The sequence below is a fragment of the Pseudarthrobacter sp. Y6 genome (assembly GCF_050156205.1).
GTDB lineage: Bacteria > Actinomycetota > Actinomycetes > Actinomycetales > Micrococcaceae > Arthrobacter.
In genome coordinates, this window is record NZ_CP189574.1 from 1467379 (window position 1) to 1483105 (window position 15727).

Here is a 15727-nt window from a genome sequence, read left to right on the forward strand (position 1 = left end):
GTGACTTACGAGATCGAGATCGGCCGTGGCAAGCGTGGGCGTCGTGCCTACTCCCTGGATGACATTGCGATTATCCCCAACCGTCGTACCCGCGACCCCAAGGACGTTTCCGTTTCCTGGCAGATCGATGCCTACAAGTTCGACATGCCCGTGATAGCCGCCCCGATGGATTCGGCCATGTCCCCGGAGACGGCCATCTCCTTGGGCCGCCTGGGCGGGCTCGGCGTGCTGGACCTCGAGGGCCTCTGGACCCGCTACGAGGACCCGCAGCCCATCCTTGACGAGATCGGTGCCCTCCAGGATGAGGTCAACAGCCCCGCGGTGACCGGCCGTATGCAGGAGCTGTACCGCGCTCCCATCCAGCCGGAGCTGATCACGTCCCGCCTCGCGGAGATCCGCGCCGCCGGCGTGACGGTGGCCGGCTCACTGACCCCGCAGCGCACCCAGGAACACTACAAAACCGTGGTGGCTGCCGGCGTCGACATCTTTGTGATCCGCGGGACCACCGTGTCAGCCGAGCACGTCTCGAAAGACCACGAACCCCTGAACCTCAAGCAGTTCATCTACGAACTGGACGTCCCCGTGATTGTGGGCGGGGCGGCCGGCTACACGCCCGCCCTGCACCTGATGCGCACCGGCGCCGCCGGCGTCCTGGTCGGCTTCGGCGGAGGAGCCACCGCCACCACGCGGCGCGCCCTGGGGATCCACTCGCCCATGGCCTCCGCCATTTCCGACGTCGCGGCCGCCCGCCGTGACTACATGGATGAATCCGGCGGACGGTACGTCCATGTAATTGCCGACGGCGGCATGGGCACCTCCGGTGACATCGTCAAGGCAATTGCCATGGGCGCCGACGCCGTGATGCTGGGCAGCGCTCTCGCCCGGGCCGAAGAGGCACCCGGCAAGGGCTGGCACTGGGGCCAGGAGGCCCACCACCTGGAGCTTCCCCGCGGTGACCGCGCCAACGTCGGCACCGTCGGACCGCTCGAAGAGGTGCTGTTCGGGCCCGGCCACCACACCAACGGCACGTCCAACCTGATCGGCGCACTCCGCCGTTCGATGGCGACCACCGGCTATTCGGACCTGAAGGAATTCCAGCGCGTCGACGTCGTAGTTTCTCCGTACACGGGTAACTAGGCTCGCACTGACAAGCGGCCGACGCCGCTGTGGCGTCCGCTGGAGCGCCTCCCTCGCTGAACCCGCACTGCCCAACCGTGCGGCAAAGAAGTAGTGTGGATCTACCACCGGCAGCAGCGGCAAGGGAGGCGTTCCGTGAACACTGTTCCAAACGAAGGCGGGGTCCTTGGTCCCGCGGCCAGGGAAGCATCGATCGCCAGGCTCAGGGCCACCTCGGAACCCGGCAATGAACTGGACATCCTGATTGTCGGCGGCGGCATCGTGGGCACCGGTGCGGCGCTGGACGCCGTGACCCGAGGCCTCAGTGTGGGGATCGTGGAGGCCAGCGACTGGGCGGCTGGCACGTCGTCCCGGTCATCCAAGCTGATCCACGGCGGTTTGCGCTACCTGGAGATGCTGGATTTCGGGCTGGTTAAGGAAGCGCTGCACGAGCGTGGCCTGATTCTTTCGGTCCTGGCCCCGCACTTGGCCCGGCCCGTGCCGTTCCTGTATCCGCTGACCAAACCGTTCCTGGAGCGGCCTTATGTGGGCGCCGGGATCGCCCTCTATGACGCCATGTCCATTACCGGCGGGCACAGCCGCGGCGTGCCGTTCCACAAACACCTCAGCAGGCGGGGCACGCTCAGGGCCGCCCCCAGCCTGAAAAAAGACGCCTTTGTGGGCTCCATCCGCTATTACGACGGCCAGGTGGATGACGCCAAGTACGTGGCAAACCTCGTCCGGACGGCAGCACACTACGGCGCCCATGCGGTGAACCAGATGGCGGTGGTGGACTTCCTGCGGGAAGGTGAACGCGTGGTGGGGGCCAAAGTGGTCAACCACGAAGACAATACGCACTTCAACATCAAAGCCAAGCAGGTCATCAACGCCACCGGTGTGTGGACCGACGAAACCCAGGCCATGGTCACTGACCGCGGGCAGCTGAAGGTCCGGGCGTCCAAGGGCATCCACCTCGTAGTGCCCCGCGACCGGTTCCAGTCCACGGTGGGTTTGATCCTGCGCACCGAAAAATCCGTGCTGTTCGTCATTCCGTGGGGCAGGCACTGGATCATCGGCACCACGGACACTGACTGGAACCTCGACAAAGCCCACCCGGCGGCCTCCAGCAAGGACATCGACTACATCCTCGAGCACGTCAACCGGGTCCTGAAACGCCCGCTGACCAGGGAAGATGTTGAAGGCGTCTACGCCGGACTGCGCCCCCTCCTGGCAGGGGAGAACGATTCGACGGCGAAACTTTCCCGTGAACACATCGTGGCCCACCCCGTACCGGGCCTGGTGGTGGTGGCCGGCGGCAAATGGACCACCTACCGGGTCATGGCCAAGGACGCCGTGGACGAGGCCACCCGCACCATGGATGAGCGGGTCCCGGCGAGCTGCACCGAAACCATTCCGTTGCTGGGCGCCAGTGGCTTCAAGGCTGCCTGGAACCGACGGAGCCGGACCGCTGAAGAATCGGGCGTGCATGTGGCCCGGGTGGAGCACCTGCTCAACCGTTACGGGTCCATGACTCCGGAGGTGCTGGACATCATCGCCCGGAATCCTGAGTTGGCGGAGCCGTTGCCCGGTGCTGACGACTACCTGCAGGCGGAAGCCGTCTACGCCGCAACCCACGAGGGCGCCCGGCATGTCCATGATGTCCTGACCCGGCGGACGCGCATCTCCATCGAGGCCTGGGACCGTGGCGTGTCGGCGGTGCCGGTTGTCGCTAAACTTATGGGCGAAGTCCTTGGCTGGAGCGATGTACAGCGCGAAAGCGAAATAAAGCACTACATAGCACGCGTTGAAGCTGAACGGCTGAGCCAGCAGCAGCCGGACGACGAATCCGCCGACGCCGCACGGCTGGGTGTGGAGGACATCGTCCCTTTGCGCTGACGCGGCACCGCACACCAGCAATTCTCCTGACTGAAGGGACACGCCTTGGCGGAACCACTTGACCGGTACGATGCCGATCTCACCACCTCCGAATTGGTGATTTTGGAGTTGGAGGCAACGGACAAGTCGGACGCCGCGGCGCAACTGGCAGAACGCCTCTTCGCCGCCGGGCGGGTCACGGACCTGCCGCGGTTCCTGGAGCACGTCAACGCCCGCGAACACCAGCTCGCCACCGGCCTGCCGGGCGGGATCGGCCTCCCGCACGCCCGCAGCGAATTCGTCTCGCGGACGTCCATCGCCGTGGGAATCACCAAGTACGGTCACTCCCTGGACTTCGGTGCCGCCGACGGTCCGGCCACCGTCGTTCTGCTGATCGCCACCCCTGCAAGCTCGTTTTCCGATCATCTCGAAGTCCTGGCCACGCTGGCCCGCTCTCTGTCCAAGGATTCCTTCCGGGAGTCGCTGCGGCGGGCGTACGATGCCGAAGTCATCGCCGAGCTCATCAACTCCAGCCTGGTGTTCTACGACCACTAGGGATTGGGCCCTTGGTCGTTTAGTTGTTCTACAGTGGAACGAAGTACGGTTAACACGTGTGGAAAACAGCCCTTAAGCCCCGATGGATCGCAGGCCTGATCTTCGCGATCGCCGTCTCCGGGGTGTTTGTCCTGCTCAGCCAGTGGCAGTTCGGGCGCTCCACGCAGCCCGAAGTTGCGGTGAATCCCGCCACCGAGGACGTCAGGGTGCTGACGGAGACGCTTGAGCCCGGAGCCTTCTTCCCAGGTTCAGTGTCAGACCAGATGGTCTCCGCCGACGGAACCTACGACCCCGCCAAACAGGTCCTCGTGCCAGGGCGCCTGAAGAATGGCGAAAACGGCTATTGGGTGGTTTCCGCCTTCGCCGTGACCGGAGGGCCTGCGGTCACCGGCGTCGCTGCTTCCCCCCAGACCTGGATTCCAGTAGCCCGTGGCTGGGTGGCAGATCCCGACGACGCCGGCGCGCCGCCGTCGGGCGTTGTGAACCTGACCGGACGGCTGCTGCCGTCTGAATCGCCGCTGCCGTCCACCGCACCGGACGCGGGACGCGCCTCCGCCGTGTCGGTTGCCGAACTCATCAACTACTGGGACATCAGCATGTACCCGGGATTTGTGGCCGCAACCTCCGAACTGGCGGCCGGGTCCGACGTGTCCGCGGCAACCATTGACGGAGCCCTGAAACCCCTGGAAATCGGTCCCCAGCCGCCCGCGCAGCAGGTCAACTGGCTCAATCTCTTCTACTCGCTCGAATGGGTGGTGTTCGCTGGCTTCGCCCTGTTTATCTGGTGGCGGCTGGTGAAAGACGACTACCGGCGGGACCTCGAAGAGGAATTCGACGACCATCTCCACCAGGATGCTCAGCCCACGCCACCCACCCAAGCAACTTCTGAACAGCTTCAACAAAAGGTAAAGCCATGATCGAACCGAAACCGGCCGTCCAGCAGGGTCCTGCGCAGGGCAAGAGCAAGAAGCGCCGCTTCGGCGGTACGGAGCGGCAGATCCGTTCCGCCCTGAAGTTCTACAAGGTGCTGGCATACCTGACGGGCGCCATGCTGCTGCTGCTCTGCGCCGAACTCATCGCCCGTTACGCCTTTGGCCACTACCTGTTTGCCGGCGGCACCAGCGCCGTCACGGGCCAGCCGTTCGGCCTGGGTTTCGCCGACGCTGAGCCCAACGGCGTGGTGGGCGGCGCGAACATCTCCGTCGCCGTGCTGATCGTCCACGGCTGGATGTATGTGGTGTACCTGATCTCCAATTTCCGCCTGTGGACGCTGATGCGGTGGCCGTTCATGAAGCTCATCCTTCTGGCACTGGGCGGCGTAGTGCCTTTCCTGTCCTTCGTGGTGGAGAAGAAGTTCCACGCCGAGGTGGAAGCCGAACTGGCCGCGAACCCGCAGGCCGCACAGCGGTACTGAGGAAGCCAAAGCGGGAGCGGCACCGGGACGGGGAGAGTCTGCTCCGTCACAGCGGGGCACGCCAAGGTGCGGCAGGGCGACGCCGCAAAGTAGGCTAGTACGGTGACTACTCCCACTGCATCCCAGACTTCCCAGAAGCCGGTGCTGGTTGTTGACTACGGTGCCCAGTACGCGCAGCTGATTGCCCGCCGCGTCCGGGAAGCGAATGTGTATTCGGAAGTGGTTCCGCATACCATCACCACCGAGCAGCTCCTGGCCAAGGACCCCGCCGCCATCATCCTTTCCGGTGGCCCCTCCAGCGTTTACGCGGACGGGGCACCCTCCGTCGGGGCCGACCTCTTTGAGGCCGGAATCCCGGTCTTCGGCATTTGCTACGGCTTCCAGGCCATGGCCAACGCCCTGGGCGGGAAGGTCGACAAGACCGGCCTGCGCGAGTACGGCTCCACCCGGACCACCATCCTCGGCGAGGGCCGCTCCGTCCTCGAAGGGATGGCGCAGCACCAGAACACCTGGATGAGCCACGGCGACTCCGTGCACGAGGCCCCCGACGGCTTCGAAGTGCTGGCGACGACGGCCGGCGCTGAAGTGGCTGCCTTCGCCAACGAAGAGAAGGCCCTCTACGGCGTGCAGTGGCACCCCGAGGTCAAGCACTCGGCCTATGGCCAGCAGGTGCTGGAAAATTTCCTGTTCAAGGGCGCAAAGCTGGAGCCCAACTGGACTACGGGGAACATCCTCGAGGAGCAGGTGGACCGGATCCGTCAGCAGATCGGCGACGCCCGGGTTATCTGCGGGCTCTCCGGCGGCGTTGACTCTGCCGTTGCAGCGGCGCTCGTCCAGCGGGCGGTCGGCGACCAGCTGACCTGTGTGTTCGTTGACCACGGCCTGCTGCGTGAAGGCGAAGCCGAGCAGGTGGAACGCGACTTCGTTGCTGCCACCGGTGTCAAGCTGTATGTAGCCAACGAGCAGGAGCGCTTCCTGTCGGCCCTGGCCGGCGTCAGCGATCCGGAAACCAAGCGCAAGATCATCGGCCGCGAGTTCATCCGCGCGTTCGAAGAGGCTGAGCTGGCCATCATCGCCGAGGCCGCGGCCCACGGCGAGAAGATCAAGTTCCTGGTCCAGGGCACGCTGTACCCGGACGTCGTCGAATCCGGCGGCGGCGAAGGTGCTGCGAACATCAAGAGCCACCACAATGTCGGGGGCCTTCCCGAGGACCTGCAGTTCGAATTGGTGGAACCGCTCCGGGCACTGTTCAAGGACGAGGTCCGCGCCGTGGGCGCCCAGCTGGGCCTGCCGCAGGAAATCGTCGGACGCCAGCCGTTCCCCGGCCCCGGATTGGGAATCCGCATCGTCGGCGACATCACCCAGGAGCGCCTGGACCTGCTCCGCAAGGCGGACGCAATTGCGCGTGCAGAGCTGACCGCAGCCGGGCTGGACAACGAGGTGTGGCAGATGCCTGTGGTCCTCCTGGCTGACGTACGGAGTGTGGGCGTCATGGGTGACGGCCGCACCTACGGCCACCCGATCGTGCTCCGTCCGGTTTCGTCCGAGGATGCCATGACGGCGGACTGGTCCCGCCTGCCGTACGATCTCCTGGCCCGGATTTCGAACCGGATCACCAACGAGGTGGAAGGCGTCAACCGCGTGGTGCTGGACGTGACCAGCAAGCCGCCGGGAACCATCGAGTGGGAATAGCAGTGTGAGTGGCCGGTCTCCGTAAGCGGAGGCCGGCCATTGCTATCATCTCTTGAAATCCACCGCAATTTGGCCTGATCCAGTGTTGCGGTCTCTCATCCCGGCTTCTTTGCGGCTACGCTCGAAAGTATGCCGGTATGGTCTAGGGCGTCACGTGTAAACGCAGAAAAGAAGGCAGTAGTGTCAGTTGGTCAAGGCCACTCGGAGGGTTCTGGGGAGCTCGGAAAATGGCTGTCCGGGCTTAAACCCGTCACCGGGGCAGACACCATGCTGCGTTTCACCAAGACCCCCGAAGGTTCCATTGACCTGACCCATGCCCACCCGTCCGGTCTGGCCCAGCTCATGGCCGGCCGCCGCACTCGGTTGTCCACACTAATCCGTGACCACCAGCAGTACGTCGTCGCGGCCCGGGCATCGCGGAACATCCGCTCGAAAATCTTCGAACTCGGAAATGACCGTGGCATTGATGCCGGTTACCTTTCCGCGGGCACGGTCGTGTGGACGTCTGCGGTTGGCGGCAAACCCCAGCGGGTTTCCGCGCCGGTGATGCTCACCGCAATTTCGCTCACGGTCCGCCCGGGTGAGGACGACTACGAACTGCAGCTCACCGAGCAGGCCAATATCAACCCGGCCCTGGTCCGGCACCTGAAGACCATCCATGGCATTGTTTTTGACGTTAACGCCGTGACACGCCTCGCGTACAGCACCGCACGCTTCGATCCCCAGCCTGTCCTGGACAAGCTCGCAACTCTCATCCGGCCCATCCACGGCGCCGAGGCCCAGCACAATCTGCTGGTGTCCACTTTCGCGGACCTCTCCGGCAACCTGGACGATCCCTGGATCAATGAGGGCAACCCGCTGGTCGCCGCCCTGGCCAAGGCAGCCAGCGGTGAGGTCACTGACGTACCCGCGCCGGACCCCTTCCGCTTCCCGAGTGTGGACGCGCGCCACCCGGACGATGAACTACTGCTCCTCGACGCCGATCCGGACCAGCAGTACGTCATTGATGCCGCCCGCGCAGGAGACTCCCTGGTGGTCAGCAGCCCGCCGGGCACGGGCCAGACCCAGACGGCCATCAACACCATCGGTGCCTTGGTGGACGCGGGGCGGTCAGTCCTGGTGGTCGGTGACCGCCGGGCCAGCCTGAACGAAGTATCGGCACAACTGGAATCGCTTGGACTTGAATCCATCCTGTTCCAGCTCTCCGGCACAGCCACACCGCAGCAGCTCAAGGCCCAGCTGGTGCGGGCCATCGTGCGGAATGAAAAATCACTCGAACCGCAGCTGGGGAACCTCCACCGGACCCTCACCGAGCACCGGCACGCGCTGATGGACCACGTGGCGTCCCTGCATAACGTGCGCCAGCGCTGGGGCTGCTCGCCGTATCAGGCCATGCAGTCGCTGGCCGAGCTGACCTCCATCCACCCCGCCCCCGCCACCACGGTGCGGCTCAAGCGCAGTGTGCTGGATAGCATCCGCGACCGCAACGAGCTCGCCGGCAGGCTTCGCCGCGCCGCCGAACTTGGCAGCTTCAGCCGCGCGTCCACCACCAGCCCGTGGCACGGCGCCCGGCTGCTCACCCGTAAGGAGACCGAGGAAGCCCAGGAGCTCGCCCGGTCAGTGGCCAAGAACCTGCCGGTCCTCCGCGACCGGATGAACAGCGTCGCCGAACATGCCGAGATACGGCTTGGCACATCCTTCTCGGAGTGGGGGGAGCAGCTCGAACTCCTCATGGCTGTCCGCGAAAGCCTCGATAAGTTCACACCGGACATCTTCGACAGGCCGGTCAACGATCTCATCTCCGCTACGGCGTCCTCCGCCTGGCGCCGGGAGCGGAACGTCGACATGGCCTCCATGCAGCGTTCCCGCCTGCGCCGCGTCGCGAAAGAGTACGTCCGCCCGGGCGTCCACATCACCGATCTCCACAGCTCACTGGTGCTGGTGCAGGACCAGCGTGCCCTCTGGTCCGGGTACGCGACCTCGCAGCGCCACCCGGCCGTCCCCTCGGGCCTAGCCGAAATGAACGTGATGTACCGGTCGCTGGACCGGGAGCTGGCCCAGCTGGGGGAGGCACTCCGGCACACACAGGCCGGCGGCTCCCTGGCAACGGCCCGCTATGTGGAACTCATGGAGCGGCTGGAGCGGCTAGTGGCCGACACCCACACGCTGAAAACGCTGCCCGAGCGCACGCTGCTCGTGGAAAATATGCGCGAGCACGGACTGGGGGAGCTCCTCGCCGATCTTGCGGAACGGGAGGTTCCCGCAGGGTCCGTCGCAGCCGAGCTTGAGCTGGCCTGGTGGCAGTCCGCGCTGGAAGCGATGATCAGCGGCGACGATTACCTGGCCATGTCCGACGGCGAAGCACTCCGGCAGCTTGAGGCGGAATTCCGGCTCGCGGACAACGCCCATATTGCCAGCGGCGCGGCGCGCCTGCGCTGGGACCTGTCCGAACGATGGCGGGCCGCGCTTGCGGAACACCCGCGCCAGGCCCAGCTTCTCAGGAGCCTGCTCAAGGATGGCCGGGTTACCCTCGCCGCGCTGACGGCCCAGGCCGCCGAGCTGGTCCCCATGCTGGTGCCGGTCTGGTCGGTCAGCCCGTACCTCATGACCGGGCTCCTGCCCGCCGAACAGCGCTTCGACGCCGTGGTCATCCTGGACGCCGAAGCGACGTCCCTGCAGGCCGTCCTGCCCGCCATCGCCCGCGCCAGTCAGGTCATAGCTTTCGGTGATGCCCAGATTGCCAGCCCCCGGACTTTCACCGTGGGTGTCGAGCGGCTGGCCGCCGGTGAAGCGGCCCACCAGCGCGTCGAAAGCGCGTACTCGGCACTGTCTGCCGTCCTGCCTGTCTGGCGGTTGAAATTTGTCTACCGCGCGGTTGACGAGGACCTGGTCCTGCAGCTGAGCAAGAACTCCTACGACGGCGCCCTCCACAGGCTCCCGGAGGGGCAGTCTGCCACAGGGCTGGACAGAGCGCTCCTGGTTGAGTACCTGCCCGACGGCACGGGGCTGCCCAGCGCCGACCACGAAGGCGTCGAATCCGTGGTGGCCGAGGTTAACCGGGTGGTGCAGCTGGTCTTCGAGCACGCCCGGACGCGGCCACGCACGTCGCTGGCGGTGGTCACCGCCAGCCTGCGCCATGCTGCCCGGATCGGTGAGTCCATTCGTCTTCAGCTGCCGAACCACCCGGGGCTGGCAAGCTTCTTCAGCGCAGGATCCGAGTCGTTCCGGGTGGTTGACCTTGAGCGGGCGCAGGGCCTGGTCCGTGACCACGTGATCTTCTCGCCCGGTTTCGGCCGCACTCCCCATGGCCGGGCGCTGCATAACTTCGGACCCCTGTCCGCTGAGGGCGGGCGGGAAAAATTCGCTTTGGCGATGACACGTGCCCGGCGTTCGCTCCACGTCCTGACTTGTTTCCAGCCCGAAGACCTCGATCACACGCGGCTGTCCTACGGGGCGGTGGACTTCTACGAGCTTCTGAACCGTGAGATTGCGGGAAAGACCGATCTCGGCACTCCGGCGTCCCGTGCCGCTGCCAGTGAGCAGGCGCTTGGAGCCGATCCCCTCGTGGCCGATCTTGGCGACCGGCTGCGTGCCCGTGGCGCCCGCGTCTGGCACCAGTACGATGGCGTGATTGACGTGGTGGCGGCGGCAGACCCGCTCAGCACCATGGGTCAGGACGACGCCGAGATTCCGCGGCCGGTGGCCATCGAATCGGATGGCACGGAGCAATACCGCACCATGAGCGTCCGGGAACGGAGCCGGCTCCGCCCACAGTTGCTCGAACGGATGGGCTGGCGGTACATGCCGCTGTGGACCATCGAGGTCTTCACGGACCCGTCCGCCTGTGCGGACCGGATCGCCGGCTATCTGGGCCTTGAGAATGTTCTGCCGCCCGGAAGAGGAACAGCCTCGGGCGGATTCTTCGACGAGGACATGGACTCCCTCGTGCTGGGGAGCGTACAAAGTGACAGGAACGAAGACCAGGCAGGACGCCTGGCCAGTGAGGAGGCGGTGGTTGTGACCCCACAGAATGCCGATCAGGAAGATACGCACGGTAACGACCAGGCGGACAACCCAGTCACCGGGAACGCCGCTGTGCCCGACCGCCAGCTGCCAGGGACAGCGGGCATCCTGCCCAACAAGGCTGCGGAGGATGACCCGAAGCGCTGGGGCGATGGCCCCGACAACGACCACGACGCATGGCTGAAGGAAAACAAGCCGCCGCACTGGGGCTGACCTTCAGGCTGCCACGGCGTCACCCGGCCCCGCCCTCGGGTCCCACCAGGACAAAAAACAGCTTGCCCTGCGTGGAGGCCCCCGCCAGCCGGGCAGCCTGCTCCGGGGCTGCTGCCACGACGATCAGCCCGTCGGTCTCGCCGGTGCCCAACCACTGACCCGTCTTGCCGCCCTGTCCTGACGTCCAGAGGACGGGAACGGATGAAGCCAGCACTTCTGAGGGCGATTGCTGGTCGTAGCCGTTCGCCCCGGTCAGCACCACGTTAACGAGTTGCCCGGGCGATACCAGCTGGATGGAGGAAGGATCGGCCATTCTCAAGGGCACGGCTGCGGAGCCTGGAGGCGTTCCGGTCAGGAGGCCGGGTCCCAGCAGCAGGGAGTCCGTCACCAGTTGGCCCTTCCGCAAAGGGGCTGCCAGTTGTTTTCCCGCGGCTTCACTGGTGCCGGACATGGACCCGGCGGTCAGCATCCCTGGCGGGATCTGCATTGCAGTCAGGTCCGTGGCTGACAAGGGCGTACCTGCGGGGAGATCCCGCGCCGCCGCCAAGACCGAGACCGTATCGGCGGGCGGGGGAGTGAGCTGATGGACCGTGATTCCGGCAGCAAGGCTGAGTAGGAGGGCTATCGCAAGACGCCGGTTCCGGCCCAGCCAGGACAACAGCCTGTGGCCGCGCGCGCCTCGGGTGCGTGCTGAAGGGAGCGGGCGGCGGACCTGGCGTCCCGGCGGGGCGGATCCGCGGCTGGAACGAAAGAGGGTAACGGGCATGGGAACCACGCTACGTAGCGGCAACCGAACCCGACAGCAACAGAGGTGCCTATGTGGACAACCGTGCTGCCGGCGTCGTACGTCTTTTTAGACCCGAGGTCAGCTGGCGGCAGCGGCCGTGGCAGGTGCCGGCGCCGGTGCGGCTGCGGGGGCGGAGGGGGCAGCCGAAACGGTGCTTCCCTTGGCATCCCGGGAGTCGGTCCGGTAGAAACCGGAGCCCTTGAAGACCACACCCACGCTGTTGAACTTCTTGCGCAAGGCGCCCTGGCACTCCGGACATGAAGTCAGGGTGCTGTCGGTAAACGACTGGAAAACGTCGAAGGCGTGGCCGCAATCCTTGCAGGCGTAGGCATAAGTGGGCACTGGTGATCCTCCTCTGGGGCAAACGAGAGGTCCTGTGCTGCGCTGAACGGAAACCGTCCATTAGCAGTCGCAGGGCCTGAGTGCCAATTCTATCACCCCCGGAAAGTAGCCCTCAGTCAGGTTTGATCCGGCAGCCGGATCAAACCTGAGGGAGTCAGGGCAGCCGGGACCCTCCGGTCAAAGTCTTCGGCGGGAATGCTCCCGGCCGGGAGCAATTCGGACTCGAAGACGATGGCCGCAAACGGGATCTCAAGTCCGTCCCCGGCCAGGGAGCCCAGCAGGACGTCGTAGTAGCCGCCGCCCTGGCCGATGCGGTTGCCGTCCCTGTCCACGGCCGTGGCGGGGATGAAGAGTGCGGCAACGGACGCCATGATGCCGCGGTCCAGGCGCGGTCCGGCCGGTTCCAGCACCGGTGCATAGCGGCTGCGGACAAACTCGACGCCGGGGGTCCACTGCGTCCAGCTCAGCCGGCGGCCGGGCTCACAGACAGGGAGCAGGACGGTGTGGCCATTCCGGTGGAGCTCGCTGATCAGAGGCAGCGTGGGCGGCTCGGGGACTACTCCCAGGTAGGCGCAAATGGTCGACGGCGTCCCACCGGTCAGCTGTTCGGCCCATGCGGCGCCGTGGACGGCAAGGGAGGCGCCGGCCGCGTCGCGTTGGCTGGCGTCCGTCGCGGCGCGGCGCGCACGATGGCGTGCGCGGATGTCCGCCTTGGCGTGGCTGCTGCCTTCGGACATGCTGCTCCTTCTTTGCCGTTCGGTGTGGCCGTTGCGGCGTCTGCGGCGCGCTGGCCCGGGAGCCCACCAATAATTACTGAATGATCAGTCCCTCCGTTAGATTAGTCCAGTGACTACGACTCAGCAGACAGTACGCAAGGCCGTTATTCCCGCTGCCGGACTCGGTACCAGGTTCCTGCCGGCCACAAAAGCCATGCCCAAGGAAATGCTCCCGGTGGTGGACAAGCCGGCCATCCAGTACGTGGTTGAAGAGGCTGTCAATGTCGGACTTAACGACATCCTGATGATCACGGGACGCAATAAGCGTGCCCTGGAGGACCACTTTGACAGGGTTCCGTCGTTGGAGGACACCTTGGAAGCCAAGGGCGACCTGGCCAAACTTGAGTCCATCCAGGCAGCCAGCAACCTCGGTGACATCCACTACGTCCGCCAGGGTGACCCCAACGGCCTGGGTCACGCAGTCCTGCGTGCAAAGCAGCATGTCGGCAACGAACCGTTTGCCGTCCTCCTGGGCGATGACCTGATCGATGCGCGGGACGAACTCCTTAGCACCATGATCGAAGTCCAGGCCAAGACCGGCGGATCCGTGGTGGCCCTCATCGAGGTGGAACCCTCCCAGATCAGTGCCTACGGCTGTGCCGATGTGCAGGCCATCGACGGTGAAGATTACGTCAGGATCAACAAGCTCGTCGAAAAGCCCGACGTCGACGATGCGCCCTCAAACCTGGCCGTCATCGGCCGGTACGTCCTCCACCCGGCAGTTTTTGATGTGCTGGAGCACACCGGCCCGGGCCGGGGCGGGGAGATCCAGTTGACCGACGCCCTGCAGGAACTGGCAGCCGGCGAAGGCGAAGGGTACGGAGTTTACGGCGTGGTCTTCCGCGGCCGCCGTTACGACACCGGCGATAAGCTCAGCTACCTCAAGGCCTGCGTCCAGCTCGCCATTGACAGCGACGACCTCGGCCCTGGCCTGAGGGAGTGGCTGCCCGTGTTCACAGCCGGTCTCGCTAAATAGCTGCCGTGCGCCCCGGACCCATCTGGCCCGTGACACTCGAATGCGGCGACCTGATCCTGCGCCCCATCCGGTACCGGGACAAGAAGGAATGGACCCAGGTCCGGGGGCGCAACAGCGAGTGGCTGGCGCCATGGGAAGCCTCCAACCCCGCACCTGGCGGTGCGCTGCCTGACTACCGGCAGATGGTGCGGTCCTTGAAAATCCAAGCCGCCCAGGGGACGGCCTTGCCGTTCCTGATCACTGAGCGCACGCCCAGATTGGCCGCCCCTGTCATCGTTGGCCAGCTCACTGTGTCATCGATTGTGTGGGGTTCGGCCATGATGGCCACGCTGGGGTACTGGGTTGACCAGGCGCGCGCCGGTCATGGCATCGCCCCCACGGCCGTGGCTATGGCAACGGACCACTGCTTCCAGGCCCTCGGCCTGCACCGGATGGAGATCAACATCCGGCCCGAGAACGGCCCCAGCCTGCGCGTGGTAGAGAAACTGGGCTTCCGCGACGAAGGCTACCGTCCGCGGTTCCTTCACATCAACGGCGAGTGGGCGGACCACCGGTCCTTCGCGCTGACCGCGGACGAGGTCCCGGAGGGGCTGCTCGCAGGGTGGCTCACGTCCCGGTCCTGACCCGCCGGACCTGACCCGGCCATGGGCACTTCCGCCGTAGGCACTTCCAAGGTCATAAATCCAATCAATTGCCACGTTGCCGGCGACACACCGTGGCTAATGCGGGGGCGGCTGCCGTAATACTCATACGGTTTTGATTGTGGACTTCCCCCTAAGCAGCTCAGTGATCCTTGTGGTTGCCGTTGTGCTCTGGATCGTCTGGGTTGCGCCCTACGTTCTGCGGAACCGCCGGCACCAGGCCCAGGCCGTTGGCGACTTCCTTGCGGAAGTACCAGCCATTGAATCGTCGGAACCGAGAGCCGGGACGGTACTGAACATCACCGCCCAGCAGGAGAAAACCATGGAGATCAGGAAGAGCCCCCAGACCGCAAGGGAAACGACCGGCAGCGCCACGGCGGGCGGCGCGTTCCGGATCCGCTATGGCAGGTCAGGGATCGCCCTTGTTGGTGTCCTGGCGTTGTTGACTGCGTTTGTTTCGGGTGTTCTTCTGCCGTTCGGAATCGGGAGCGCGCTGCTGCCGGTGGCCGGACTTGCCGTCGCCGTCGCAGCTGTGGCTGTGCTACGCTTCCTGGCCGTGCGGGACCGCAAAGCTAAAGTGAACGCCGCGTTCCGCTCCGCGATGAGTGCGCCGGTGCGGCGTCACGGACCTGTCGCCACGGACACCGCAGCTCGTCCCGCCGCCCGGCCGGAAAGCCGGCTCTTTGACGCCGAGGCCCACCAGCCCAAGCCAAAGCCTAAGCCCCTGACAGCGATGGAGCTCCGCGAAGCCGCACTGGCCGTCGCTGTTGCCGCCGGAGATGCCAGCGCCGCCGCGTCGCTGAAGCCGGCTGACACAACCTGGGAACCGGTGGACGTGCCGAAGCCGGTGTACGTTGAGGCCGCGAAGGCTGAGCGCCCGGCCCCCCAGCCGCTTGATCTCCCCGAGGCGCCCAAAGCCGTCGGTAAGCCGTCCCTGAAGCAGGGCGTTCCCGCGGCCACGCCCGCCGCGCCTGCCGCCAAGCCCCTCACCAAGGCCCAGAGCGCCCTGAGCAACCTCGACGACGTCCTCCAGCGCCGCCGCGCCTGATGCCTCACCTGGGTCGCTAAAAGCAGACCCAGCCGGCCGTCAGCCCGGGGCGGAGTGTCAATTCGCAATACGGGACGAAAATTTGTAGCCTAAGGTCACCGGTACCGCCGTTCCTCCCGGGGACGCGGACTCTTCCGGGGCTATAGCTCAGTTGGTAGAGCGCTTCGTTCGCATCGAAGAGGTCAGGAGTTCGAATCTCCTTAGCTCCACTGATAGTAAAGCCCGTCAGGACGCCGGTTGTCCCGTCCTGACGGGCTTTTGTTTTGTCC

13 protein-coding genes and 1 tRNA gene are annotated in these 15727 nt (G+C 65.6%); 11 read left to right on the forward strand and 3 right to left on the reverse strand.

Translation table 11 applies throughout. From position 1 onward, the window contains the following. The 7 genes from ACQCSW_RS07045 (at position 1) to ACQCSW_RS07075 (ending at position 10888) form a co-directional block, all read left to right on the forward strand. Positions 1–1137, forward strand: coding sequence for a GuaB3 family IMP dehydrogenase-related protein (locus ACQCSW_RS07045; protein ID WP_426990106.1), 1137 nt, complete (start codon positions 1–3; stop codon positions 1135–1137). A 135-nt stretch (positions 1138–1272) separates the two neighbouring features. Continuing rightward, positions 1273–3012, forward strand: a complete 1740-nt coding sequence (locus tag ACQCSW_RS07050) for a glycerol-3-phosphate dehydrogenase/oxidase (protein ID WP_426990107.1) — start codon at positions 1273–1275, stop codon at positions 3010–3012. Positions 3013–3057: 45 nt separating this feature from the next. Further along, a complete protein-coding gene (locus ACQCSW_RS07055) occupies positions 3058–3546 on the forward strand; it encodes a PTS sugar transporter subunit IIA (protein ID WP_426990108.1) in 489 nt (162 codons plus the stop codon). Between the two features lie 56 nt (positions 3547–3602). Beyond that, positions 3603–4463, forward strand: a complete 861-nt coding sequence (locus tag ACQCSW_RS07060) for an SURF1 family protein (RefSeq protein WP_426990109.1) — start codon at positions 3603–3605, stop codon at positions 4461–4463. Continuing rightward, positions 4460–4960: a DUF3817 domain-containing protein gene (locus ACQCSW_RS07065; RefSeq protein WP_426990110.1), complete on the forward strand. Its 501-nt coding sequence runs from the start codon at positions 4460–4462 to the stop codon at positions 4958–4960. The genes ACQCSW_RS07060 and ACQCSW_RS07065 overlap by 4 nt, the downstream gene beginning before the upstream one ends. Positions 4961–5062: 102 nt before the next feature. Next, on the forward strand, positions 5063–6652 hold the full coding sequence (gene guaA, locus ACQCSW_RS07070; RefSeq protein WP_426990112.1) for a glutamine-hydrolyzing GMP synthase: 1590 nt from the start codon (positions 5063–5065) through the stop codon (positions 6650–6652). A gap of 129 nt (positions 6653–6781) precedes the next feature. Next, positions 6782–10888, forward strand: a complete 4107-nt coding sequence (locus tag ACQCSW_RS07075) for an AAA family ATPase (protein WP_426990113.1) — start codon at positions 6782–6784, stop codon at positions 10886–10888. A gap of 19 nt (positions 10889–10907) precedes the next feature. Here ACQCSW_RS07075 and cpaB read toward each other — a convergent pair whose 3' ends face one another. From cpaB to ACQCSW_RS07090, 3 genes are all read right to left on the reverse strand, one after another. Beyond that, a complete protein-coding gene (gene cpaB, locus ACQCSW_RS07080) occupies positions 10908–11654 on the reverse strand; it encodes a Flp pilus assembly protein CpaB (protein ID WP_426990114.1) in 747 nt (248 codons plus the stop codon). 99 nt (positions 11655–11753) lie between these two features. Beyond that, positions 11754–12017 (reverse strand): FmdB family zinc ribbon protein, encoded by a 264-nt coding sequence (locus ACQCSW_RS07085; protein WP_111908424.1) that lies wholly within the window; start codon positions 12015–12017, stop codon positions 11754–11756. 116 nt (positions 12018–12133) lie between these two features. Further along, positions 12134–12754, reverse strand: coding sequence for a 5-formyltetrahydrofolate cyclo-ligase (locus ACQCSW_RS07090; RefSeq protein ID WP_426990115.1), 621 nt, complete (start codon positions 12752–12754; stop codon positions 12134–12136). Between the two features lie 109 nt (positions 12755–12863). On the opposite strand from ACQCSW_RS07090, the gene galU reads away from it, so the two are divergent. From galU to ACQCSW_RS07110, 4 genes are all read left to right on the forward strand, one after another. Continuing rightward, positions 12864–13769, forward strand: coding sequence for a UTP--glucose-1-phosphate uridylyltransferase GalU (gene galU, locus ACQCSW_RS07095; RefSeq protein ID WP_160672921.1), 906 nt, complete (start codon positions 12864–12866; stop codon positions 13767–13769). A 5-nt stretch (positions 13770–13774) separates the two neighbouring features. Next, positions 13775–14392 (forward strand): GNAT family N-acetyltransferase, encoded by a 618-nt coding sequence (locus ACQCSW_RS07100; protein WP_426990117.1) that lies wholly within the window; start codon positions 13775–13777, stop codon positions 14390–14392. 163 nt (positions 14393–14555) lie between these two features. Next, positions 14556–15458 (forward strand): hypothetical protein, encoded by a 903-nt coding sequence (locus ACQCSW_RS07105; RefSeq protein WP_426990644.1) that lies wholly within the window; start codon positions 14556–14558, stop codon positions 15456–15458. A 136-nt stretch (positions 15459–15594) separates the two neighbouring features. After that, positions 15595–15667: transfer RNA gene (locus ACQCSW_RS07110), tRNA-Ala, on the forward strand. Positions 15668–15727 lie beyond the last annotated feature (60 nt).